Source organism: Tabrizicola sp. T74 (genome assembly GCF_057219935.1).
Map to the genome: position 1 here is coordinate 156771 of NZ_JBXVVT010000006.1, position 22465 is coordinate 179235.

Annotated in this window: 17 protein-coding genes and 1 tRNA gene; 3 read left to right on the forward strand and 15 right to left on the reverse strand. The window is 65.8% G+C overall.

All coding sequences use genetic code 11. The features are described 5' to 3' along the window. Window positions 1–63: 63 nt before the first annotated feature. Window positions 64–243, forward strand: coding sequence for a hypothetical protein (locus AC2EAL_RS17925; protein ID WP_484725598.1), 180 nt, complete (start codon window positions 64–66; stop codon window positions 241–243). 21 nt (window positions 244–264) lie between these two features. On the opposite strand, the gene AC2EAL_RS17930 is transcribed toward AC2EAL_RS17925, so the two are convergent. The 9 genes from AC2EAL_RS17930 to pdxR all read right to left on the reverse strand — a co-directional run bounded on the left by AC2EAL_RS17930 (window position 265) and on the right by pdxR (window position 11593). Further along, the gene (locus AC2EAL_RS17930; RefSeq protein WP_484725599.1) at window positions 265–1617 is read right to left on the reverse strand and encodes a phosphohexomutase domain-containing protein; all 1353 of its coding nucleotides are present in this window, start codon (window positions 1615–1617) and stop codon (window positions 265–267) included. A 13-nt stretch (window positions 1618–1630) separates the two neighbouring features. Then, window positions 1631–2503 carry a dimethyl sulfoxide reductase anchor subunit family protein gene (locus tag AC2EAL_RS17935; RefSeq protein WP_484725600.1) on the reverse strand — a complete coding sequence of 291 codons (873 nt, stop codon included), beginning with the start codon at window positions 2501–2503 and terminating at the stop codon, window positions 1631–1633. A gap of 1 nt (window position 2504) precedes the next feature. Beyond that, window positions 2505–3233: a 4Fe-4S dicluster domain-containing protein gene (locus tag AC2EAL_RS17940; RefSeq protein WP_484725601.1), complete on the reverse strand. Its 729-nt coding sequence runs from the start codon at window positions 3231–3233 to the stop codon at window positions 2505–2507. Then, a complete protein-coding gene (locus AC2EAL_RS17945) occupies window positions 3230–6085 on the reverse strand; it encodes a molybdopterin-dependent oxidoreductase (RefSeq protein WP_484725602.1) in 2856 nt (951 codons plus the stop codon). Before AC2EAL_RS17945 ends, AC2EAL_RS17940 begins: the two co-directional genes overlap by 4 nt. After that, entirely contained in the window at window positions 6086–7159 is a 1074-nt protein-coding gene (locus tag AC2EAL_RS17950; protein WP_484725603.1) for an acetate/propionate family kinase, read from the reverse strand. Continuing rightward, window positions 7159–7899 (reverse strand): TSUP family transporter, encoded by a 741-nt coding sequence (locus tag AC2EAL_RS17955; protein ID WP_484725604.1) that lies wholly within the window; start codon window positions 7897–7899, stop codon window positions 7159–7161. Before AC2EAL_RS17955 ends, AC2EAL_RS17950 begins: the two co-directional genes overlap by 1 nt. After that, window positions 7899–9674, reverse strand: a complete 1776-nt coding sequence (gene xsc, locus AC2EAL_RS17960; protein WP_484725605.1) for a sulfoacetaldehyde acetyltransferase — start codon at window positions 9672–9674, stop codon at window positions 7899–7901. Before xsc ends, AC2EAL_RS17955 begins: the two co-directional genes overlap by 1 nt. A gap of 105 nt (window positions 9675–9779) precedes the next feature. Then, window positions 9780–10121 carry a hypothetical protein gene (locus tag AC2EAL_RS17965; RefSeq protein ID WP_484725606.1) on the reverse strand — a complete coding sequence of 114 codons (342 nt, stop codon included), beginning with the start codon at window positions 10119–10121 and terminating at the stop codon, window positions 9780–9782. Between the two features lie 17 nt (window positions 10122–10138). After that, window positions 10139–11593 carry a MocR-like pyridoxine biosynthesis transcription factor PdxR gene (pdxR, locus tag AC2EAL_RS17970; protein ID WP_484725607.1) on the reverse strand — a complete coding sequence of 485 codons (1455 nt, stop codon included), beginning with the start codon at window positions 11591–11593 and terminating at the stop codon, window positions 10139–10141. A 228-nt stretch (window positions 11594–11821) separates the two neighbouring features. Between pdxR and AC2EAL_RS17975 the strand changes: the two genes are divergently transcribed. Then, entirely contained in the window at window positions 11822–12838 is a 1017-nt protein-coding gene (locus AC2EAL_RS17975; protein ID WP_484725804.1) for a fatty acid desaturase, read from the forward strand. A gap of 257 nt (window positions 12839–13095) precedes the next feature. Here the strand turns inward: AC2EAL_RS17975 and AC2EAL_RS17980 are convergent, their stop codons facing one another. The 3 genes from AC2EAL_RS17980 to AC2EAL_RS17990 form a co-directional block, all read right to left on the reverse strand. Continuing rightward, window positions 13096–13992, reverse strand: a complete 897-nt coding sequence (locus AC2EAL_RS17980; RefSeq protein WP_484725608.1) for a hypothetical protein — start codon at window positions 13990–13992, stop codon at window positions 13096–13098. Between the two features lie 142 nt (window positions 13993–14134). Next, the gene (gene tpa, locus AC2EAL_RS17985) at window positions 14135–15514 is read right to left on the reverse strand and encodes a hypotaurine--pyruvate aminotransferase Tpa (RefSeq protein ID WP_484725609.1); all 1380 of its coding nucleotides are present in this window, start codon (window positions 15512–15514) and stop codon (window positions 14135–14137) included. Window positions 15515–15606: 92 nt separating this feature from the next. Beyond that, the gene (locus AC2EAL_RS17990) at window positions 15607–16620 is read right to left on the reverse strand and encodes an NAD-dependent epimerase/dehydratase family protein (protein ID WP_484725610.1); all 1014 of its coding nucleotides are present in this window, start codon (window positions 16618–16620) and stop codon (window positions 15607–15609) included. A gap of 137 nt (window positions 16621–16757) precedes the next feature. On the opposite strand from AC2EAL_RS17990, the gene AC2EAL_RS17995 reads away from it, so the two are divergent. Next, window positions 16758–16831: transfer RNA gene (locus AC2EAL_RS17995), tRNA-Cys, on the forward strand. Between the two features lie 166 nt (window positions 16832–16997). Here the strand turns inward: AC2EAL_RS17995 and AC2EAL_RS18000 are convergent. From AC2EAL_RS18000 to AC2EAL_RS18010, 3 genes are read right to left on the reverse strand one after another with little or no spacing between them, the layout of a single operon-like run. Continuing rightward, window positions 16998–18323: an HlyD family type I secretion periplasmic adaptor subunit gene (locus AC2EAL_RS18000; protein ID WP_484725611.1), complete on the reverse strand. Its 1326-nt coding sequence runs from the start codon at window positions 18321–18323 to the stop codon at window positions 16998–17000. Window positions 18324–18337: 14 nt separating this feature from the next. Next, window positions 18338–20596, reverse strand: coding sequence for a calcium-binding protein (locus AC2EAL_RS18005; RefSeq protein ID WP_484725612.1), 2259 nt, complete (start codon window positions 20594–20596; stop codon window positions 18338–18340). After that, complete coding sequence (locus AC2EAL_RS18010) at window positions 20593–22401, reverse strand: type I secretion system permease/ATPase (protein WP_484725613.1); 1809 nt, start codon at window positions 22399–22401, stop codon at window positions 20593–20595. Before AC2EAL_RS18010 ends, AC2EAL_RS18005 begins: the two co-directional genes overlap by 4 nt. Between the last annotated feature and the right edge of the window lie 64 nt (window positions 22402–22465).

The window sequence follows — 22465 nt, forward strand, 5'->3', positions numbered from 1 at the left end:
GGCGTTTAGCAAAGTCTTTAGGTTTCGAGTCGATGGTGGTCGAGAAGAACAAAGGAGGACCAAATGTCCGCTTCCCGTCTGACCCTCGCCGATGAACTTGTCGAGATCCGCGCCGAAATCGCCCGCCTGAAGCGGCGGGAGGCGTCGCTTCAGGCCCTGGCCGATGACCTGCCGCCGATCCCGGTTTTCCGCCGCGGCTGGCCGATCATCCGCAAGCCCAATACCTCGTCCGTCACCGCCTGATCCCTCCGACCGCGGGCGCGCTCAGGCTTCGATCAGCGCCCGCACCCGCGCCACGCCAGCGGCGACCAGGCCCGCATCGCCCCGCGCCTCGACGTTCAGCCGCAAGAGCGGTTCGGTGTTCGAGGCGCGCAAGTTCAGCCGCCAGTCCCCGAAATCCAAGCTCAGCCCATCCGTGCGGTCGACACCACGCGCCGCCTGGCCCAGTGCGGCCTCGACCCGCGCCACGTTGCCCGGGACATCGGCAACGCGGAAGTTGATCTCTCCTGAGGAGGGGAAATCGCGTCGCATCGCGCCGACAAGGTCAGTCAGGCTGCGCCCCGACTGTGAAACCAGCCGCGCGACCAGCAGCCAGGGGATCATCCCCGAATCACAGGCCATGAAGCCGCGGAAATAGTGGTGCGCGCTCATTTCGCCGCCATAGACCGCGCCTTCGCGGCGCATCGCGGCTTTCAGGAAGATGTGCCCCGTCGGCGCCAGAACCGACCGCCCGCCGCCCCTCTGGACCGCGTCCTGCACGGCCCAGATCACCCTTGGGTCGTGGACAATCGTTGCCCCCGGTTCCGCCGCCAGATGAGCCGCAGCGAGGAGCGCGACCACAAGCTCGCCATCGACAAAGCCGCCCTCGCCGTCGAACAGGAAACAGCGGTCGAAATCACCGTCGAAAGCCACGCCGAAATCTGCGCCTGCGGCCTGAACCGCCTGCGCCGTCACCGGTCGGTTTTCGGGCAGAAGCGGGTTCGGGATGCCGTTCGGAAAGCTGCCGTCGGGGTCATGGTGCATCCGGACAAGGTCCAGCTGCGCCCCTCGGGCGGCCAGCCCCTCCGCCAGGGCATCCAGCGTCGGCCCTGCTGCGCCGTTCCCGGCGTTGACTACCAGGCGCAACGGGCCGATCCCCTGCCCAACCAGACGCGAGACATGCTCCACATAGTCCTTGCGCGTGGCTGACCGGTCCTCGCGTGCGCCACCCGGGGCGGTGGTGAAGGACGTCTCGCCTTCGGTCAGCGCCCGGATGAGGGCGAAATCGGCGTCCGGGAGCGGCACGGCGCCCCGGCCCACCAGCTTCATCCCGTTGTATTCCCGCGGATTGTGCGAGGCGGTGACGCAGATCCCGCCCCCGGCCCCAAGATGGGCGGTGGCGAAATACATCTCCTCGGTCCCGGCCATGCCAAGGTCAAGCACCCGCACCCCCTGCGCCATCAGCCCCGCCGCCACCGCATCGGCCAACCCCGGAGAGCTTTCCCGGCAATCGCGTGCCAGCACGACGGCATCCGCCCCCGTTACCGTGGCGAAGGCCCGGGCGATCCGATGGGCAATGGTTTCGGTCAGGTCCGTCCCAAGACGGCCGCGGATGTCATAGGTCTTGAACGCGCTCATGGCGCGATAAGGATCATCCCCGAGCGCCGTAGTAAAGCCCCACGACATGCTCGGCCTCGGCAAAGAACAGCCAGCGGGCGGCAAGAGCCCCTGCCAGGTGCAGGACGGCGGCCATCGCGATGGCCCAGTCGCCCAGCGGCAAGAGCAGGATCAGCGCCGGGGCGATGGAGGCCAGCACCAAGGCGATCTTCCGCAGTTTGGCCGCGTGCTTGCGGCCGACGACGAAGATCATCTCGCGCTTGAGGTAGTTCCCCGCCGTGTGCGCGGGGTCAAGGACGGACGGAACGCCGAGCCGGTCAAGGCCCGTGGCCGTGCCCATGGTCTGGCCTGCCTTGGCGAAAGCCTGGTCTCCGACCTGCCAGACGGCGTACAGAATCGCCCCCACTGCCAGGAGCAGCAGCGGCGCCCAGCCGCGACCAGAGAGCAGCGCGCCCCCGGCCAGGGCAAAGCTGAGGAACATCACTGGCGTCAGCCAGTGGTGCCAGCGCGGGACGGCCTTGATCTGGGTGTAGATCAGCGCGGTGGTGAAGACAGTGAGGATGGCCAGCGCCCCGCCGACCTGTCCGACCGCGCGGGCTAGGCCGAGGCCGAAGATGTCGGAGAGGGCGACGGGCGCCAGGATCAGCAGAGTGGCGACCGAGGCCCAGGCTTCTCGGGACAGCCAGCTGGTGCGCCATTGGGTAAAGGCCTTCAGCGCGTTCTTCGGATTGCCGAGGTGGAAGGTCGCGGCCAAAAGGCCCGCCACCGCCAGCCCGTAGCCGAGGCCCCAAAGGAAGAAGGCCGCCCAGCCTGAAGGCGTCAGCGCGCCCCAGCCGAGGAAGGCCAGAAAGCCGAAGCCCAGGCCCGAGAGCGTGGAAAACAGGATGACCGACGGAGCGGGATGCATCTCAGATCTTCCCCAGCATCCGGTCGAGCCACCCGGCGATCCCGCTGGCCTTGATGTCGAGGAGCGGGGCCAGCGGGCTCGCCTCCCCCGGTCCCTTCTTGCGCGGCGGCAGGTACTTGTTGGTGGGCTTTGTGCCCATGTCGGGCATCAGATCATAGCCGCCGCGCTGTGCCACCAGCTGCGACACCTTGCTTTCCGGGTCCGCCAGATCGCCGAAGTGGCGCGCGTTCGTCGGACAGGTGCGGACGCAGGCGGGCTCGCGGTCTTCTTCGGGCAGGGTCTCGTTGTAGATCCGGTCGACGCAAAGCGTGCATTTCTTCATCACGCCTTGCGCCGCATCCATCTCGCGCGCGCCATAAGGGCAGGCCCAGGCGCAAAGGCCGCAACCGATGCAGGCGTCCTCGTTCACCAGCACGATCCCGTCCTCGGCCCGCTTGTAGCTGGCCCCCGTCGGGCAGACGGTGACGCAAGGAGCGTTGTCGCAATGGAGGCAGGAGCGCGGGAAGGTCGCGACCTGGGCGGGCGCGTCGGGGATGGCGACCTGGTAGGAATGGACCCGGTTCAGGAAGGTGCCCGAGGGGTCGGCGCCGTAGGGGTCCTGGTCGGAGAGGCCTATCCCTGAGTCATTCCAACCCTTGCAGGCGGTCACGCAGGCCTGGCAGCCGACGCAGGTGTCCAGGTCGATCACCAGGCCCAGACGTTTTTCGGTGGTTCCCGGCAAAGCCGTCATCGCTCCGCCTCCCCGCCGGGGACCAAAAGTTTTCGAAAACTTTTGGCAAGATTCTTCGAAGAATTTTGGTCTCGGCCGCCCCCGGCGCGCGGCGGGTCGGGAAGGCGCTCGAACATCGGCTCCACCGTTCCACGCGGATGGTCCTCGGCCGCAACCCGCTCTACCCGGACGCGCTGGTCGAACCAAGCGGCCTGGCCGGTGATGGGGTCGGAGTTCGACAGCCGTACGCCCTCGCGGTCGGGTAGGAGTTCGGAGATCAGGTGATTGAGCAGGAACCCCGTCGTCGCCTCTGGCGCGTCCGCGTCCAGCGCCCAGGCCCCCTTGCGCTTGCCGATGGCATTCCAGGTCCAGACGGTGTTCTCGTTCAGCGCGGCCATATGCGCGACGGGAACCACGATGATCCCCGCGCGCGACGACACCCGCGCCCAGTCGCCTTCGCAGAACCCCTGCGCCTCCCATATTTTCGTGGGCAGATACAGATAGTTATGCCCCTTGATCTGCCGCAGCCAGGCGTTCTGGCTGCCCCAGGAGTGGTACATGTCCATCGGTCGCTGCGTCAGTGCGTGGACCGGGTAGCCGAAGGCCGCGTCCTCGTCACCGAAGGGGGCGTACCAGATCGGCAAGGGGTGCATCGCTTGTTTCAGCCGATCCCGCAGGTGGTCGGGCGGCTGGCGGGGGCCGTAGCCCTCGGCGGCCAGCTGGAAGCGGCGCATCGGTTCGGACCAGATGTTGAAGAGGTAGGGCTGCGGGGTTTCATAGAGGCCCAGCTTCACCGCCCAGTCCTGGTAGGCGGCGTTCCAGGGTTTGTAGAAGGCCGCCTCCTCGGGCACATGCGCCTGGTAGAAGGCGCCGTTTTGGATGTAGCGGTTGAGTTGATCGGGGTTCGGCGCACCCCGCCCCTCTGCCTCGCCATTCCCCCGGAACCCCATCAACGGCCCCACGCCCGGGCGACGCTGGTGGTTGGCAATGTAGTCGGCGTAGTCCTTGAATTTCGCCGTGCCGTCCTCGTTGACCATCCCCGGCAGGCCCAGCCGCGCGCCAAGCTCAAGGAGCACCGACTGGAAGCAGCGCACCTCTCGGTCGGGCTCGATGACGGGCCAGCGGATCGCGTCCCCCGCCGCGTCGGGTTCGCTGATCGGGCGGTCCAGCAGGCTGATGCAGTCGTGGCGTTCCAGGTAGGTCGTGTCGGGCAGGATCAGGTCGGCGTAGGCCACCATCTCGGAGGCATAGGCGTCGGAGTAGATGATCCTCGGGATCACGTACTCCCCGTCCCGCTGTTCCGTCAGCATCTCCATCACGCGGGCGGAGTTCATGCTGGAGTTCCAGGACATGTTCGCCATGTAGAGGAAGAGCGTGTCGATCTTGTACGGGTCCCCGGCATGGGCGTTGGGGATGACCATGTGCATCAACCCATGCGCCGAGAAGGGATTTTCCCAGGAGAAGCCCTTGTCGATCCGGGCCGGCTGGCCGTCGGAAAGCAGGCAGAGGTCGTCGGGCGAGCGGACATAGCCCAAGTGCGGTCCGGTCAGGGGCTTGCCGGGCGTGGTGACGAAATGGGGCGTCGGGTGCGCCTCGATGGGTTTGGGGTATGGCGGTTTCAGCCGGTAGCCGCCGGGGGTCTCCAGGCTTCCCAGCAGGATCTGCAGGAGATGCAGCGCGCGGGCGGTCTGGAAGCCGTTGGAATGGGCCGAAATCCCCCGCATGGCGTGGAAGCTGACCGGGCGGCCGGGCATGTCCTTGTGCGTGTTGCCCCGGAAGTCGGTCCAGGGGCGGTCGAGGGTGATGGCCTGGTTGAAAGCGACGTCGGCGAGTTCCGCGGCGAGTTGTCGGATCCGGGTCGCGGTCACTCCGCAGCGGGCGGCCACCGCCTCGGGCGCATAGTCGGGCTTCAGGTATTCCTCGACCATGTGGCGGAAGACGGTGCGGTTGCCCTGCCACTCCGCGCCAAGGTCCGGCTGCACGTCCTTCCCGTCCCAGGGCGCAGGATGGCCGGTGCGGCGGTCGATGACGAAGGGCTGGCTTTCGGCGTTCCTGACGAAGAGGCCCTTCTCGGGGCCGTCAGCTTCCGTCACCAGCAATGGCGCGTTGGTCCATTGCGCGAGATAGTCGAGGTCGATCTTCCCAGATTCCAACAGGCAATGGATCAGCGACAGGATCAAAAGGCCATCCGTCCCGGGAGTGATCCCGATCCAGTCATCGGCCACCGCCGAATAGCCCGTCCTGACCGGATTGACGGAGATCACCCTGGCCCCCCGTGCCTTTAGCTTGCCGAGGCCGATCTTGATCGGGTTCGAGTCATGATCCTCGGCCACCCCGAACATGACGAACAGCTTCGTCCGCTCCCAATCCGGCTGGCCGAATTCCCAGAACGCGCCGCCGATGGTGTAGATGCCCCCCGCCGCCATGTTGACCGAACAGAAGCCCCCGTGGGCCGCATAGTTCGGTGTCCCGAAGTTCTGCGCCCACCAGCCGGTGAGGCTCTGGCTCTGGTCGCGGCCGGTGAAGAAGGCGAGCTTTTCCGGCGCGGTTTCCCGCAGGGGCTTCATCCAGGAGACGGCGGTGGACAGGGCCTCTTCCCAGGAAATCTCCTCGAAGGCGCCCGATCCCCTCGGCCCCACGCGCCGCAACGGCGCTTTCAAGCGGGACGGCGCGGTGACCTGCATGATCCCGCTCGCCCCCTTGGCACAGAGGACGCCCTTGTTGATCGGATGATCCCGGTTGCCCTCGATGTAGGCAACCTTGCCAGACTTCAGATGCACGTTGATCCCGCAGCGGCAGGCGCACATGTAGCAGGTGGTCTGGCGGACCTCGTCGCCGACCTCTCGCTGCGTCTCTACCCTCGGCTGGTTCACTCAGCCCTCCCCGGCCATCACGGCCTGCGCCTCAAGGGCAATCTGGCGCTCCTCGTCCGCGGGCACAACAAGGATAACGACACGCGATGTCGCATCATGCAGGGTGGTTTCGTTCCGCGCATTGGCGGACAGGTCGGGACATACTCCCAAGTAGGCAAGCCCGGACAGGATTTCCTTCCGCATGTCAGGGTCGTTCTCGCCAATCCCACCGGTGAAGACCAAGGCATCAAGGCCGCCCATCGCGGCGACCATGCTACCTGCGTGACGAACCGCCCAATAGGCAAAATGGTCCAGTGCAAACCGCGCCTCTGGCGTCCCCGCCGCGCGTAAGCTTCGCACGTCGCTCGCCCCACCAAGGGCGAGAAGCCCGCTCTCCCGGTTCAGGATCCGCCCCGCCTTTTCCACCCCATGCATCTCAGCCAGTCGCAGGACTGCATTTCCGTCAATCGCGCCGGATCGGGTACCCATGGTCAGACCGTCGAGGGGTGAATAGCCCATCGTTGATGCAACCGAATGACCGTTCACAATCGCAGCCATGGAACAGCCATTGCCCAGATGGCAGGCGAGGAGCCGCGTCGGCAGCGTCCCCCGCGCCGACAGGACCCGAACCAGGGCCGCATAGCTGATCCCGTGAAAGCCATAGCGGCGAAGGCCCCGGTCGCGCTCTGCCTTGGGAAGCGCGTAGGTGACAGCCACATCCGGGTTGGTCGCATGGAAGGCGGTGTCGAAGGCCACGTATTGCGGCAGGTCGGCAGCCAGCGCCGCAACAGACTGAATTCCCACGAGGTTCGCCGGGTTATGCAGCGGTGCGAGTGGCACGCAGGCCTCGATCTGCCGCAACACCTGGGGCGTCACCCGGCAGGTTGCCGTCAATCCTGCGCCCCCATGCACCACCCGATGCGCCGCTGCCGTCAGCCGGTTCAGGGACACTCCGGCCTGCGCCAGCCCCTCGGCCATTGCCGCCTGGTGCCCGTCAGGACCGATTTCGCTGACGCTGGCTTTTGCGACCTCTCGGTCTCCGTCGAACACCTTCAGCTTCAGCGAAGACGAACCGGCGTTCACAATCAGCCACATCAGATCAGCGCCTTTCCCAGCCCCAGCGCCGCAAGTCCAGCGAGCAGAACGATGGCAAAGCGCCGGAACTCTTGCGGGTCGGTGCCGAAGAAATGCCGTCCCCCCAGCCAGTTGCCCAGAAGCGTGACCGGCAGCGCGATGAGGGCGGCCCAGAGCGTGTCCCAGGTCACCAGCCCCGCCAGCCAGTACAGTGGCGCAGAGTAGAGATCGAGGAGCGGGAAATAGGCGATCAGCGTTGCGCGAAACACACTGGCCGACATCGGCTGCGCGGCGAAGAAGGCCGCAACCGGCAGCCCCCCCATGCCGGGCGCATTGGCGAGGCCCGAGATCACCCCCGCCACCCCGTTCGGAGCACCCTTGACCTCTGCGGCCAGACGCCACCCGGCCAGAAGGACGACGCACATCAGCAGCACGTAAGCAGAGACCACCGCCCGCGCCGTGTCCTCACTGACCCCGGTCAGGATCCAGAGGCCCAGCGGCAACCCGATGGCAGCCCCGCCGAGAAGCCAGCCGACCCGCCGCCAGTCGACGTCAGGCCCTGCGCCCTTGGCGTGCTGCAGGGACATGACCGTTTCCAGAATGACAACAACCGCGACGAAATTCAGCGGATTGGTCACCAGACTGGAGGCTGCGATGAGCAGCGCCGAAAAGCCAAACCCCGAATAGCCCCGCACGAAGCCCGCGACGAGGCAGGCCACGGCGAGCCAAAGCAGCGCGCCGGGGCCAAGGTCAAAGGGCATCAGACGACCTGCGGCCGCATGTCGGCCTTGGAGATCCCTGCGACCTCGACCGGCTTCTTCATCGCGTCGCGGCGGAAGGGCTCGCCGAGTTCCTGGTTGATCAGCGCCTCGATCAGCGTGGTCTTGCCGTGGTGCATCTGGTCGTCGATGGCCTTGCGCAGGGCCGCCGTCAGCTCCTCCATCGTGCGGGCCTGAACGCCCTGCAACCCGCAAGCCTTGGCAATCCCGGCGTAGCTGACGTCGGTATCGAGTTCCGTGCCGACGAAGTTGTCGTCATACCAGAGCGTGGAATTCCGCTTCTCCGCCCCCCACTGGTAGTTGCGGAAGACGACCATGGTGATCGCGGGCCATTCCTTGCGGCCGATAGCGGTCAGTTCGGTGACCGCGATGCCGAAGGCGCCGTCCCCGGCAAAGCCCACGACGGGCGTGTCCGGGCAGCCGATCTTGGCGCCGATGATCGAGGGCAGGCCATAGCCGCATGGCCCGAACAGGCCGGGTGCAAGGTACTTCCGCCCCGCCTCGAACGACGGATAGGCGTTGCCGATGGCGCAGTTGTTGCCGATGTCCGACGAGATGATCGCCTCCTTCGGCAGCGCGGACTGGATCGCGCGCCAGGCCATTCGCGGTGACATCCACTCGGGCTTGGCCTTCCGGGCGCGTTCGTTCCAGGTGGTGCCGGGATCGTCCTGCTCATGGTCCATCGAGGACAGTTCCTGCGCCCAGGCCGATTTCTTCTGCGCGATCAGCGCCTTGCGCTCCGCCCGCCCTGCATCGCCCGCAGTCTTCGACAGCCGCGCAAGGATCCCCTCGGCCACCTTCTTCGCGTCGCCGACGATCCCCACCGTCACCGGCTTCGTCAGGCCGATCCGGTTCGGGTTGATGTCGACCTGGATCACCTTGGCCCCCTTCGGCCAATAGTCGATCCCGTAGCCCGGCAGCGTCGAGAACGGGTTGAGCCGCGTCCCCAGCGCGAGCACCACATCGGCCTGCGCGATCAACTCCATCCCCGCCTTGGACCCGTTGTACCCCAGCGGCCCCGCAAACAGCGGGTGCGACCCGGGGAAGGCGTCGTTGTGCTGGTAGCCGACGCAGACCGGGGCGGTCAGACGCTCCGCCAGCGCCATCGAGGCCGGGATCGCCCCCCCGATCACCACGCCGGCGCCGTTCAGGATCACCGGGAACTTCGCGCTGGACAGGAGCTGTGCGGCCTGCGCGATCGCGTCCTCGCCTCCCGAGGGCCGCTCGAACTCCACCACGGCCGGCAGGGGCACATCGATGACTTGGGTGAAATAGTCCCGCGGCATGTTGATCTGCGCCGGGGCCGACTGGCGTTTCGCTTGCAGGATGACGCGGTTGAGCACCTCGGCCACGCGCGAGGGGTCGCGGACCTCTTCCTGGTAGCAGACCATGTCCTTGAAGAGCGCCATCTGTTCGACTTCCTGGAAGCCGCCCATCCCGATGGTCTTGTTTGCGGCCTGCGGCGTCACCAGAAGCAGGGGCGTGTGGTTCCAGTAGGCGGTTTTCACCGCGGTGACGAAGTTGGTGATCCCCGGCCCGTTCTGGGCGATCATCATCGACATCTTGCCGGAGGCCCGGGTGAACCCGTCGGCCATCATCCCGCCGGAGCCCTCATGCGCGCAGTCCCAGAAATGGATGCCTGCCTTGGGGAACAGGTCAGAGATCGGCATGAAGGCCGAGCCGATGATCCCGAAGGCGTGCTCGATGCCGTGCATCTGCAGGACCTTCACGAAGGCTTCCTCGGTGGTCATCTTCATCGTCTGTCTCCATGTCCCATGCGGCCCGATAAGGCCAGTTGCGCGCACACTAGCCCCGCGCCAGAGCATGACTTAGGGCCAGTTGTTTCAGCCCGGTATATCCAGTCAGAAACGCTGCGACACAATCTCGACTCGCTTGCAGGTGAAGCTGAGCCGGTCGTCCTCAAGTTGCCTCACCCGCAGTGTGCGCTCGTGGCCGGGATGGTTCTTCTCGACCATCAGCATTGTTACTTGTGAAAGGCCGCCAAACTCCGGCACCTGCAGCTCTCCAACGTCACGAAAGATCAGTTCGACATTGGCCGAGCTATCCGAATTGAACAATTCCAGTTTCAAGTCATAGTGATAAACAGGATCAGGCATATACGGGTCCGGCGATAGACTCAGCCTGAGTTGCCTGATGCACTCTACCCTAGCGAGCAGGTGATTGATTTCTTCCAAGTTCACCATCGGAAAGCCTCCTGAGATCAGTAACGCTGCAACGCCTTGGCAATCCGGGCCACGCCCTCGGCGATCTTCTGCGGGGCAATCGAGGAATAGGCGAGGCGGTAAAAGTTGCGCGGACCATCTCCCGCAAAGAAAGCCTGTCCAGGTTCGATCAAGACGCCCTCGGCGCGCAGGGACAGGGCAAGCTGTTCGGTGTCCACCCCCTCGGGCGCGCGCATCCAGAAGCTGGAGCCGCCGAAGCCGCCCTGCCCTGCCACGGTCAGGCCTTCCGCCGCGATGGCCTCGGCCATGACCTGGCGGCGGCGGCGGTAGGCGTTCTTCATGCGGTTGACGAGAGCGTCGTAGTGGCCGAGGCCCAGGAAATAGGCCATCGTCCGCTGGATATGGCCGGGCGGGTGCTTCAGCATCAAGCCCCGCAGGGCACGTGCCTCTGCGATGAAGCCGGGGGGGCCGACGAGATATCCGAGGCGCAGGCCCGGGAAGACGGATTTCGAGAAGCTGCCGGCGTAGATCACCCGGCCGCCCCGGTCCAAGGATTTGAGAGCCGGGGCGACGGGTTTCAGGAAGGACATCTCGAACTCGTAGTCGTCCTCGATGATGACGAAGCCCTTCGCCTCGGCGGCTTCCAGAAGCGCCACACGGCGGTCGACGGGCATGGTGGCGTTGGTGGGGCACTGGTGCGAGGGAGTGGTGAAAACCACATCTGCATCAAGCGCTTGCGGCGGCAGGCCCTGGGCGTCGACGTCCACGGGAACGGCAGTGGCACCGGTGGCCGCGACGATGGCGCGCCAGGCGGGGTAGCCGGGGTTTTCGACGACGGCTCTCCGTCCCGGGCCCAGAAGCGCGTTGGCGGCTATCCAGAGGGCGTTCTGCGCACCCAAGGTGAGAAGAACCTCATCTTCCCGCGCGGCGATGCCCCGGCGGGGGAGGATCGTGCGGAGGAGCTCCTGGATTAGCAGGGGATCGTCGCGTTCGTAGTAGTCGGTTGTGAGGGCCGCGAAGTCGCGCTTTCCCAGGGCGCGGAGCGCGCATTGCCGCCAGTTCTGGTGGTCGAAGAGCGTCGGGTCGGCCTGGCCGTAGATGAAGGGATAGGGGTAGCGGTCCCAGTCCTCGGGCCGTTCGACCTTGGGGACAAGGGTGAAGCGCCCCTGCGTCAAGCCCTTGAAATCGATGGCTTCCGCGCGGGGCTCGGACTGTGGGAACTCGGGCGCGAGGGGGGCAGTGTCCGAGACGAAATAGCCCGACCGCCCTTGCGCAGTGAGGTAGTCCGAGGAGACGAGGTCGGCATAGGCGAGCGTCACGGTGATCCGGCTGACGCCGAGGTGTTCGGCCAGACCCCGGGAGGACGGCATCCGCGCGGCGGGGCGGAAGCGGCCGGTCAGGATGCCTTGGGTGACCATGGCGCGGATCTGCTGTTGCAGCGACCCGGTCGCGCCGGGGGTCAGGTAGAAGGCTTCGACGGGGATGGTGGCCATGGGGCCTCGCAAGGGTGGCGATAGGTCCAGATGAAGGCGCAGCGGGCCGGGGAAAGTCAAGCAGCGGACACCCGGCAGGCAGCGTCATCCTCGCGCCGCTCAATCATTTTGATTGATGTTCGCACCGCTTCGGCCTACGCCGGTCCGGCCTGAAAGATGCCACGCACGCGGTTCCTGGCAAGGCTGTCCAGAAGCAGCCGCATTTGTCCGGCAAAACCAAAGGCCATGATGCCCGATCTTCCCTCTTCCGCCCGCGACTGGCTGACCACGCTGGCCCGCTATCGCGAACCGTCAACCCGGCGCAGCCTGTACGAGCTGGGCGCGACGCTGGTCCCATTCCTGTTCCTTTGGGGGCTGTCGTGGATGGCGTTGTCGGTCAGTGCGTGGTTGGCCGTGGCCCTCGCGATCCTGAACGGCGGGTTCCTGGTCCGGATCTTCATCATCCAGCACGATTGCGGCCACGGGTCCTTTCTTGCCAACCGCACGGCGCAGGACTGGGTCGGGCGCTGCCTTGGCGTGCTGACCCTGACGCCCTATGGGGTCTGGCGGCGGACCCATGCGATCCACCATGCCCACCACGGCGACCTTGACGCACGCGGGATCGGCGATGTCCTGACCCTGACCATCGAGGAATACCACGCGCGGGGCTGGTGGGGGCGGCTGATGTACCGGCTCTACCGCAACCCCGTGGTCCTGTTCGTCCTTGGCCCCAGCTACCTGTTCCTGCTGCAGAACCGCCTGCCCTTCGGTCTGATGAAATCCGGCTGGCGCTACTGGACTTCCGCGATGGGCACCAACGCGATGATCGGCATCACCCTGGGCCTCCTGATCTGGTTCGGCGGGTTCTGGCCTGTCCTCCTGATCTACCTGCCGACCTCGCTGATCGCCGCGACGCTGGGGGTCTGGCTGTTCTATGTCCAGCATCAGTTCGAGGACACGCACTGGTCCAAGGGCGAGGATTGGCAACTGCACGAAGCTGCGCTGGAGGGGTCGTCCCACTATATCCTGCCGCAGCCCCTGCGCTGGTTTTCCGGCAACATCGGCATCCACCATGTCCACCACCTTTACTCCCGCATCCCGTTCTACCGCCTGCCCGAGGTGATCCGCGACCACCGCGCGCTGGCCGAAGCACAGCGCCTGACGCTGCGGGAGAGCCTCGCTTCGGTGAACCTCCACCTGTGGGACACGGTCGAGGGGAAGCTCATGAGCTTCAAGGAAGCCCGCTGCCGGTATGGGGTGGTGTGAGGGGGGCTTCAGCCCGCCTCCCTTCCCTCTTCACCGAACAGTCGCAGCGAGAAAGTTCAGCGGGGCCGCAACGCCCCTGGTCTGGACTCATAAGCCTTTGAGAACGCGGCCTTAACTACCGGGTTCCAGCCGGTTTCCGTCATCTGTTTTCCGTATACATCGCGTATGCAACCCATGCATACGCACGTATGACCGGCAAGCCGTTAACCATGGGGGGCGAATCGGAGTGCGGGACACTGCGAGCCGCACCTGGCGATCTATGCACGCATTGCCATAGCCATCGGGAACTTGTCGTCCGGATCGGTCGCGTATGGTGGTGCGATCTCATGGTGCGAATATGCCATCGAAGTGAATGCCTTCCCCTCGGTCATTCGGCGCAGTGAATGGATATAGCCCCAGAGGTTTGCCATGGGAGCGCAGGCCTGAAGCCGTGTGCCCAGACTCCCATCACTTTGCAAAGTCACGTATCCCCGGCGCGAGACGATGTCTCCGACCACCCCGCCAACGTACCTGTCTTGGCAATCGATGTGCATCCGCATGAAGGGTTCCAGAAGGACCGGCTTGGCATTCTTGAGGCCATCTCGCATGGCCCATTTGGCCGCAATCTCGAACGCCTTGGGAGTTGATGTCGGATCGAACGCCCCACCCGTGAACACGACTTTCACCCCGACTACCGGGGCCTTGTGCAGCGGGCCCGTTGCAAGAGCCGTTCTGACCCCTGCTTCGACCCCGGCAACAAAGTCTTGCGCCAATCGGGCGCCGTCGATTTCGCTTTCATAGATGTCGGCATCGCAGTCCTTGGTCGGGATAAGCTGCAATTGAACACGGGCAAACTGACGAGCGCCCTTTGGACCGCCATAGGTGGTGTAGGTGACGTCGGTGCCAAGCAGGATCGTCTCAAGGTATGTCACCGAAGGTGGGCTAAACAGCTTGGTATCGCCGATGAGCGGCCAAAGCCTGTAGGTGATCTCGTTGAGATGCTGTTCGTTGCGACAGCCCAGAAAGACAGTACTGGTTTCAAGATCGACGCTGACCGAAACGCCGTCTTCGGTCCTGGCCAATTCCGCAAGGGCTGCAGCAACATCCGCATTGCTGGCCGTCACCGGAGCTGGAACGGTCGTCCAAACCGGAGGCACATTGGCGACCCACTTCATCCCATGACAAGACGTCCCAGCGAATACCACCCAGAAAGACTTATCGGCACGGCCTGACAATACAAGCCATGAATAGCGATGTTTGTTGAAGCAGATGCCTGCATGGTTTCGGGAGCGCCCTTGGTTGGCGCTCCCGATATCCCTACCCGAACACCCGTGTCAGCGCCCCATCAATCGCCGTGGTGATCTCGTCGATGTCGTCCTTCGTCGCGATCAGAGCGGGGCTCAGGCACAGCGTGTTGTTCAGGCCCGGCAGCGACCGGTTCGTGGCCCCGATGATCACCCCCTGCGCCATGCAGTCGGCGACGACGGCCTGGACCATCTTCTCGGGCGCGGGTTCCTTGGTCGCGCGGTCGGTCACCAGTTCCGCCCCAAGGAACAGGCCCTTGCCGCGAACGTCGCCGATGATCTTGTGCTTGTCCATCAGCGCCTGCAGGTTCCCCAGGCAGTAGTCGCCCATGTCGAGGGTGTTCTGCAGAAGACCCTCTTCCTCGATGATCTTCATGTTCTCCAAGGCCGCCGCGGGGCCAGAGGTGCAGCCGCCGAAGGTGGAGATGTCGCGGAAGTAGCTGAGGGGATCGGAGGGGTCGTCCTTGAACATCTCGAAGACGGCTTCCGTCGTCACGGTGCAGGAGATCGCGGCGTAGCCCGAGGCCACCCCTTTGGCCATGGTCACGAAGTCCGGCTTGATGCCGTAGTGCTGGTAGCCGAACCAGGTGCCGGTGCGGCCGACGCCGCAGACGACCTCGTCAATCGCCAGCAGGATATTGTATTTCTTGCAGATTTCCTGCACGCGGTCCCAATAGCCCTGGGGCGGCACGATGACGCCGCCGCCGGCGGTGACGGGTTCCAGGATCAGGCAGCCGACGGTGTCGGGGCCTTCGCGGAGGATGACCTCCTCGATGGCGTCAGCGGCGCGCTGGCCGTAGTTCTCGACGTCCCACTGCTTGCGGTATTCCAGGCAATGCGGCACGCGCACGAAACCATCGGGGAACGGCCCGTACTGCATGGCGCGCTGGTCCTGTCCGGCGGAGGCGAGGGCCGCGATGGTCGTGCCGTGGTAGTCGCGGTCGCGGTACAGGATCTTCCACTTCTTCCCGCCGTGGTGACGATGCGCGATCTGGCGCACCATCTTGTAGACCTTCTCGTTCGCCTCGGACCCGGAGTTGTTGTAGTAGACGCGGGTCAGGCCCGGCATCTTCTCGATCAGGCGCTTGGAGAACATCGCCCCGGGGATCGACCCGGCAGAGCCTGCGAAATAGTTGAGCTTGATGAGCTGATCGCGGACGGCGTTGGCGATCCGCTCACGCCCGTAGCCCACGTTGACCGTCCAGACCCCGCCCGAGACGGCGTCGATGTGTTCCTTGCCCTTGGCGTCCCAGACCCGCATCCCCTTGCCTTCGACGATGACGCGGGGATCGACGGTTTCGTACTGCTTGTGCTGGGAAAGGTGGTGCCAGACATGGGCGCGGTCGGCCTCGACCACGGCACCGATGTCGTTCATGCCTGCATAGTCTTCCATGACCCGTCCTTTCGGTTCGATTTGCGCGGCATGATCCTGCATATTGCCAGTCGCCGTTAGGACCAGAGCCATGCCGCCGTTATAGCCAGGTTCTACACCCGGTAGTAGTCCCGATACCAGTCGACAAAGCGCCCCAGCCCGGTGGCCAGGTCAGTGCGCGGCTTGAAACCGGCAAGCCGCTGCAAAAGCGAGCAATCCGCCCAGGTCGCGGGCACGTCGCCGGGCTGCATCGGCAGGAAGTTGCAGATCGCCTTGCGGCCGAGCAGCGTCTCCAGCGTGCGGATGAACTCCATCAGGTGGACCTTGTCGGAATTGCCGACGTTCACGATCCGCCAGGGCGCGATGGGGGACAGGCTGTCGCCTTCGACCATTTCCCCTCGCGCACCAGGTGCGGGTGGGGCGAGTGGGAGCAGGCGCGCGACGCCCTCGACCAGATCCTCGACCGCGGTGAAATCGCGCCAAAGCTCACCCTGATTGTAGACGTCGATGGGGTCGCCCTGCAGGATCGCCTTGGCGAACTTGAAATAGGCGAGGTCAGGCCGCCCCCAGGCGCCGTAGACGGTGAAGAAGCGGAAGAGCGTCACCGGCAGGCCCCAGAGATGGGCGTAGGAATGCGCCAGGCCCTCGACCGCCTTCTTCGTCGCGGCATAGACGGTCAGCGGATGGTCGGTGCGGTCGGTTTCATGAAACGGCATTTCGGGGTTCGCGCCGTAGACGGAGGAGGTGGAGGCGATCATCAGGTGCTTGACCGAGAGGCGCTTTGCCACCTCCAACACATTGAAACTGCCGGAAACATTGGTTTCGACATAGGACCGTGGGTTGGTCAGGCTGTAGCGGACCCCCGCCTGTGCGGCCAGGTGGATGATCGCGTCCGGGGCGAAGTCGTCGGCCACCCGGGTCAGCGTCCCCATGTCCTCCAGCATCGCCTCGGTCGCGGAAAAGCCGGGGGTCGCTGCCAGGATCGCGTGCCGCTTTTGCTTGAGCGTGACGTCGTAATAGGGCGTGATCCCGTCAAAGCCGTGCACCCGGTGCCCCGCCGCCAGGAAATGCCGCGCGAGGTGGAAGCCGATGAAGCCGGCTGTCCCGGTGATGAGGATCCTCTGCACGAAAGCCCTTCCCTGCGCCTGCGGCGGACAATCCCTGCGCTCCCCCTCCAAGTCAAGCCCGCCAAGCCCGGCAAAGGATCACGCGCCATGGCCCTTGCAGAGACCGGACGCTTCCGCTATCCCTCCCCCACCTTCGCGGCGGGTTGGCGGAGAGGTTACGCACCGGATTGCAAATCCGTGAAGACCGGTTCGATTCCGGTACCCGCCTCCAAGCACTCTCCCAACCGCCTGACAATACGTGCAGTTTTGTTCTGGGGGAAACTGCATTCAAGGCGGCGCAGCCAACGCAGGTCGGCTTCGACAAATCGAGACGCGGTTCGGTGCGAGGCACTTGTGGCAGAAATGGTCCCCGGAAGGCGCTGGTGCTGCCGGACTGGTCACTCCTCGCGCAGGGCGCGCTCGTACTGGTCCACAAGCGGCCGCACAAAGTAGGCCAAGGCCGTCTGCTCTTGCGTTGTGAGGTAAACTTCGACCGGCATGCCTGGCAGCAGGTCGAGACCGGCCAACTTTGCCAGCTCTCCCTCCATGAGCACCACATTGCCCGTATAGGTTGGCGGCTGGTCCGGAGCTGCCGAGCTTGTCGCGGGCGAAATGTAGCTGACCGTTGCCTGCAGTTCCGGCGTCGTCCGGTGATTGAAGGCCGAAAAGCGCACCCGGGCGGTCTGACCAAGGTAGATCTGGTCGATCGCGGTGGTCGGCAGTTGCACCTCGATGCTGAGGTCAGCGCTTTCGGGGACGATGGTGGCCAGGACCTCGGCCGGGGTGATGACGCCGCCCACGGTGTAGACCGACATCTCGTTGATACGCCCGGCGATCGGAGCCTTTATCTCGGTGCGCTGCAGCCGGTCCTCGACCGCCGTCAGCCGGTCGGACAGTTCCTGGATGCGCGACTCGACCACCCCCAGTTCCTTCTGCGCCTCGGTGCGGGCGACTTCTTCGATGGCAAGGATGCGCATTTGAACCTCGCTGATCCGCGACCGGGACCGCGCGATGTTGGCGTCGATCTCGCCCAAGCGACCGCGGAGCTGGGTGATCTCGCGCGCGACCTCGTCGACCCGCGCGGTTTCGATCAGCCGCTTCTCCTCCAGGTCCTTCACGCGCTTCTGAGTCGCCTCGACCAGCGCCACTTCCTCGACCAGCGCGTCGCGTTGCGCGTTCAGGGCGGCGATCTCTTCCTCGATCTGCAGAACGCCAAGTTCCAGCTGTTCGCGGTTGTTTGCGCGGTTCGCCAGATTGCCGGCATGGAGCCGCATCTCGCCGCCCAGGATGTCGGCGAAGGCGGCCTCGTCGGCCCGCATCCGAGCAGGGAAGACGATCTCGGCCTGGCCATCGCGGTCGGCGACAAGTCGGGCCCGCCGCGCCTCGGCCTCGTCAAGCTGGGCCTGCAAGATCGACAATTCGGCCCGGGACTGCGCGTCATCCAGGCGGAACAGCGTCTGCCCTGCGGCGACCATATCACCCTTCTTCACCAGGATGTCGGCAACGATCCCGCCATCACGGTGCTGGACCTCTTTCAGGTTCTCGTCGACCTGGACCGAGCCGGTGGCAATGACCGCCCCGGAGAGCCGCGCGGTGACGGCCCAGCTGCCGACCCCGCCCAGAAGCCCGGCGGCAAGGATCAGCCCGAAAAGGACACGTCCGCCAAGCCGGTCAAAGGCCTTTGCCTGACGTTCGACGGGTTCGGGGTTCTGGGAGTTGAACATGATCAGGTCCTTGGTCAAACGGAATAGGGCGAAATGTCGAACTCGTGCCCGCCTTCAAGCGTCACGACCAGGTCGACGGTGCGGTCGTGGTCGAAGTCGACCTCGACGATGGTGCGCTGGTAATCGTCCAGCCAGTCGTGGAAGTACCGCAGGCGCGGCTCGTCGGCGCTGAAGCGTTCGGCGTAGTCCTGGAAGAACTCTTCGATCCGCGCCTCGACGCTGCGCTGCGCCTTCCGCATCGACAGGCCCGCAAATTCATTGCTGAAGGTCATAGTGTCGCTGTCGGAAAAGTCGGTGATGTTGTGGGCTGCCTGTGGCGCTTCCAGCCGGTCGCCCTGCATGAAGGCAAAGAGGTCCGCGCCGTCGCCTCCGGTCAGGGTGGCCTCGCCTTCGGCCACTACGAAGACATCGTTCTCGGCGCTGCCGACATAGGCCTCGAACCCCGAAACCATGTCCGCCGGACCTTCGTCGCTGGAGACCGTCCCCTGGATCAGGTCGAACAGGACACTGCTGCTTTCGGGTGCCGCGACCAGCTGGTCAAAGCCCTCGCCCCCGTCCAGAAGATCGCCGGACAGGTCGATGTCGATCACCACCACATCGTTGCCGTGGCACGCGATGACCGTATCCTCACCGTCGCCGCCCGACAGCCAGTCCGCCCCGTCTCCGCCGAGCAGAAGGTCGTCCCCGGCCTCGCCGGACAGGTGGTCCGCCCCGGCCTCGGCTTCGAGCCGGTCGTGGCCGTCGCCACCTAAGGCAATGTCATCGCCGCTGCCTGCCAGCACCAGATCGTCCCCGGCGCCGGCGGACAACAGATCGTCATCCGCGCCCCCTTCCAGCCGGTCGTCGCCAAGGCCGCCGAACAACAGGTCGGCACCCGCTTCGCCCAGAAGCACATCCTTGCCGTCATCGCCGAAGATCACGTCCGCCCCGGTCCCGCCCTGAGCCAGGTCGTCCCCCTCGCCCCCGGCAAGCACATCGTCCCCCTCGCCGCCAAGGAGGCTGTCGTCGCCCGCGTCACCGGTCAGCGTGTCGGCCCCCGCGCCGCCGTCGACCAGATCATCGCCTGCGTCGCCGTGAACCTCGTCGTCCCCGGCCTCGCCATACAGCCGGTCATCGCCCGCACCACCGAAGATCACGTCGGCATCGGCACCGCCCGCGATCAGATCGTTCCCGTCGTCACCGAACAGGCTGTCGCGTCCCGCGCCACCCGCGATATTGTCGTCGCCCGCCCCGCCGAACACGACATCGCGTCCGACGAAGGTGGAAATGTTGTCGTCCCCGGCATGGGCCAGCACCCGGTCGCGGCCGTCGGTTCCCAGGATCAGCTCGGCATCGTCCGTGCCTTCGTGCAGGTTCTCGATCACCGTCAGGGTGGCAGTCTGCTGGACAGTCGCTTGCCCGTCCGAGACCTGATACCGGATCTCAACCTCGCCCAGATGATCGCTGTCGGCCAGATAGCGCCAGGCGCCGTCATCGGCCTGGATCATGCCCGAGGTTGCCTGCCCAACCGCCACCGACAGGCTGTCGCCGTCTGCGTCCGAGGTTTTCGACAGAAGATGCGACAGGGCAATGGCCAGCACCGCACCGCTGCCGACATCGCCCAGGTAGACCGGCCCGGTGTTCCGCGGCGCGCGGTTCCGGTCGGCGATCACGGGGCCAGAGCCGCTGCTTTCATCGGCGTCGTCGTTCGACAGGTCATCCGCCAGCGCCGAGGCCTCCGGCTCTTCGGACGCGAGAAGGCTGTGCAGCTCGGGCGACCAGGCGTCGGGCCCCGGCAACTGGATGGGGGCGGAGGGCAGACTTGCCTCGGGCTGCACCGGACGCCCGGGCCGCGGGAAGGGCGGCAGCGGCGTATTGGCGGCAAAGTCCTTGACGAAAGCCGTGGGCATCGCCGCCGGGGTCAGGGCGAAGACGCCCAGATCGGCGGGGCCAAGGACGGTGGGCAGAGTCTGCGTCTCGGCGCTGGCGTCTGCGGCGGCTTCGGCTGACTGCGGCGCCGGACCCGCGTCGGCGGCAAGCTTCAGCACGGGTCGCGGTGCCGCGCGTCCTGCCGGACCATCTTCGCCCGAGGCTGCGCCCTGCGGCTCTGGGGCGGGCATCGCCTGGGCCGGTTCGGCCCAGAGGAAGGATTTCAGATAGACCGCCAGCCCCAGCAGTCCGGCCAGCATCCCGGTCACCGCACCAGTGCCGGCATCCACGGGCTTGCGCAGGCCTAACGGATCCGTCGGATCGGCGGCTGACTGGGATAAGCGAGTTCCCTTGACCTCGATCATGATGCGCTTGCCCCCTTGCCAGAGCCGCCAACCGCCTGCTTCAGCCGCCGCGACGGGTTCGCCTTGCGGCGCGGGGCGTCGGTCGGCAGCGGAACCGGCGCGGCAGCCGGAGCCCCCGCCGCTGGCCGCGGGTTCATCACCTGATCGCGCGGGCCGAAGTTCGTGAGCTTGCCGCGCTGGACGACGCCGATCAGGTCGCAGGACTGCAGGACCGACGGGCGATGCGCGATGACCACGACGATCCCGCCCCGCGCCTTGACGCCCTCGATGGCCGCGGTCAGTGCCGCTTCGCCTTCCGGGTCGAGGTTGGCATTCGGTTCGTCCAGAACAACGATGAACGGATTGCCATAGAGCGCCCGCGCCAGACCCAGCCGCTGCCGCTGCCCGCCGGACAGCGCCGTGCCCATCGGGCCCAGATGCGTGCGATAGCCTTCGGGCAGGCGCACGATCATCTCGTGCACCGCCGCAGCGCGCGACGCCTCGACCACCAGGTTCGGGTTCGCCTGCGGGTCAAGCCGGGCGATGTTTTCCTCGACCGTCGCATCCAGCAGCGCCACGTCCTGCGGCAAGTAGCCGACCGAGGCGCCGCGGTCCGCATCGCTCCACTGCGACAGCTCGGCATCGTCCAGCCGGATAGCACCGCGCAAGGTGGGCCAGACCCCGGTCAGCGCCCGGGCCAAGGTCGACTTGCCGCCGCCGCTGGGGCCGATGATGCCCAGCGCCTGGCCCGCCATCACCTCGAAGGCGACATCGCTAAGCAGCACCCGGCCATTCCCCGGCGCGGCGACGGTGATCGTCTCGACCTTCAGCGACTTGATCGGCGCGGGCAGCTTCATCGGCACCGGCTGGCGGTCCAGCACTTCCACCGTCTCGGTCACCCGCTTCCAGGCGCCACGCGCGGCCACGATCTGCTTCCAGTTGCCGATGGCCAGGTCGATCGGCGCCATGGCCCGAGACGAGGCGATGGTGGCGGCGATGATCGCACCGGCCGAAAGCTCGCCCTTGATGGTCAGATAGGCGGCAAGGCCCAGGACGGCGGATTGCAAGAGCATCCGCAGGACCCGCGACACCGCGCCATAGGTGCCCGAAATGTCGCTGGTCTGGGTCTGCACTTCCAGGTGCCGCTCGTTCGCCACTGCAAAGCGCGACACGGCGCGGCCGGCAAAGCCCATCGCCTTCAGCACCTCGGCGTTGCGGGCGTTGGAATCGGCTATGGCGTTGCGCTGGATCGTGGCGGCGATCGTGGCCTGGCTCCACTTGCGGGTCCGAAGCTCGGCCAGGATCGCCAGCAGCGTCAGGACCACGGCGCCGCCCAGGGTCAAGGCACCCAGCGTCGGGTGCAGGACATAGACAAAGACCAGGAACAGCGGCATCCAGGGCAGATCGAAGATCGCCGCCGGCCCCTGCGAGCCACAGAAGCTGCGGATCGTGTCGACGTCACGGCCGCGCTCCAGCGCCTCGGAGGTGGAATAGCCTAATCGCGGCATGTCGACCGCGACCTGATGTGCGACGGGCGCGAGCCTGCGGTCCAGCCGCGCGCCGACCCGGACCAGGATCTGCGACCGCAGGATGTCGAAGAGGCCCTGGAACAGGTACAGCCCGATGGCCAGGGCCGAGATCGCGATCAGCGTCGGGACCGAGCCGCTGATCAGCGCCCGGTCATAGACCTGCAGCATGTAGAAGGACCCGGTCAGCGCCAGGATGCTGATGATCGCCGAGACGAAGACCAGGAAAACTACCAGCCCCCTGATCTGTCCGACCGCTTCCTTTGCCGCGCTTCTGGTCTTCCTGTTGCGAGCCGTCATTCTCTGCCCTCACGTCCTGAAATGAATTCCGGGGGAATTGGACTGGCCCGGGGAAGGTTCGCAC

What these genes read in the sequence shown, in the direction of transcription:
- AC2EAL_RS17950 (WP_484725603.1), bottom strand. Translation starts at nt 7,159, where the DNA reads ATGTGGCTGATTGTGAACGCCGGTTCGTCTTCGCTGAAGCTGAAGGTG.
- tpa (WP_484725609.1), bottom strand. Translation starts at nt 15,514, where the DNA reads ATGGAAGACTATGCAGGCATGAACGACATCGGTGCCGTGGTCGAGGCC.
- AC2EAL_RS17940 (WP_484725601.1), bottom strand. Translation starts at nt 3,233, where the DNA reads ATGACGGCTTTGCCGGGAACCACCGAAAAACGTCTGGGCCTGGTGATC.
- AC2EAL_RS17930 (WP_484725599.1), bottom strand. Translation starts at nt 1,617, where the DNA reads ATGAGCGCGTTCAAGACCTATGACATCCGCGGCCGTCTTGGGACGGAC.
- xsc (WP_484725605.1), bottom strand. Translation starts at nt 9,674, where the DNA reads ATGAAGATGACCACCGAGGAAGCCTTCGTGAAGGTCCTGCAGATGCAC.
- AC2EAL_RS18000 (WP_484725611.1), bottom strand. Translation starts at nt 18,323, where the DNA reads ATGTTCAACTCCCAGAACCCCGAACCCGTCGAACGTCAGGCAAAGGCC.
- AC2EAL_RS17975 (WP_484725804.1), top strand. Translation starts at nt 11,822, where the DNA reads ATGCCCGATCTTCCCTCTTCCGCCCGCGACTGGCTGACCACGCTGGCC.
- AC2EAL_RS17935 (WP_484725600.1), bottom strand. Translation starts at nt 2,503, where the DNA reads ATGCATCCCGCTCCGTCGGTCATCCTGTTTTCCACGCTCTCGGGCCTG.
- AC2EAL_RS17980 (WP_484725608.1), bottom strand. Translation starts at nt 13,992, where the DNA reads ATGAAGTGGGTCGCCAATGTGCCTCCGGTTTGGACGACCGTTCCAGCT.
- AC2EAL_RS17965 (WP_484725606.1), bottom strand. Translation starts at nt 10,121, where the DNA reads ATGGTGAACTTGGAAGAAATCAATCACCTGCTCGCTAGGGTAGAGTGC.
- pdxR (WP_484725607.1), bottom strand. Translation starts at nt 11,593, where the DNA reads ATGGCCACCATCCCCGTCGAAGCCTTCTACCTGACCCCCGGCGCGACC.
- AC2EAL_RS17925 (WP_484725598.1), top strand. Translation starts at nt 64, where the DNA reads ATGTCCGCTTCCCGTCTGACCCTCGCCGATGAACTTGTCGAGATCCGC.
- AC2EAL_RS18005 (WP_484725612.1), bottom strand. Translation starts at nt 20,596, where the DNA reads ATGATCGAGGTCAAGGGAACTCGCTTATCCCAGTCAGCCGCCGATCCG.
- AC2EAL_RS18010 (WP_484725613.1), bottom strand. Translation starts at nt 22,401, where the DNA reads ATGACGGCTCGCAACAGGAAGACCAGAAGCGCGGCAAAGGAAGCGGTC.
- AC2EAL_RS17955 (WP_484725604.1), bottom strand. Translation starts at nt 7,899, where the DNA reads ATGCCCTTTGACCTTGGCCCCGGCGCGCTGCTTTGGCTCGCCGTGGCC.